The 546-nt window shown below is 62.8% G+C and carries 1 protein-coding gene; it reads right to left on the bottom strand.

From position 1 onward, the window contains the following. Positions 1 to 93: 93 nt before the first annotated feature. Positions 94 to 324: a rhodanese-like domain-containing protein gene (locus tag ABD990_RS34210; RefSeq protein WP_345384949.1), complete on the bottom strand. Its 231-nt coding sequence runs from the start codon at positions 322 to 324 to the stop codon at positions 94 to 96. Positions 325 to 546: the final 222 nt, after the last annotated feature.

The following is a 546-nucleotide window of genomic DNA, read 5'->3' as shown; positions in this document are numbered from 1 at the left end:
CCCCATGACGCCCAGGCCGATGAATCCGATAGTCATGCGTGTCTCCTGCGTGTTTCTGGTGAGCAAAATGAGTGCGCTGAAAGCGGGCCTGCCTCAATGCGGCGCGGACTCGACCCGCAGGCCGGCCGCCTTCCAGGCGGGAAAGCCATCGCCCAGCCGCTGCGCCTGGAAGCCACGGGCGCGCAGCAGCGCCACCGCCCGCATCGACAGCACGCAGTAGCGGCCGCCGCAATAGGCCACGATGGCCTGGTCGCGGATGGCGCGCAGGTCGGAGTGGGTGAGGGGGGGGCTTTGAACGGCATGGCGAAAATACTGTATGGACAAACAGTATATAGGACCCCGGCCGCGAGGTGGTCTGGCCTTTTTTTGGGGCTTAGGCCGCTGCGGCCGCCGATGGCATCCGAAGTCAGCTCTTACCCTTGCTTTCTCATCGGACCAGGCAGACATGCGATTCTCTGTCTGATACGTATGGAGGCATGTATGGATAGCGACGAACTGTTGGCGCTGATGATTTCGACGCCGGCTCCGGCGCCAAACCTAGATGAC

Source organism: Pseudonocardia yuanmonensis (assembly GCF_039542425.1).
Lineage (GTDB): Bacteria > Actinomycetota > Actinomycetes > Mycobacteriales > Pseudonocardiaceae > Pseudonocardia > Pseudonocardia yuanmonensis.
Note: the sequence above shows the minus strand (reverse complement) of the source record. Positions and strands in the feature narration are given on the sequence as shown.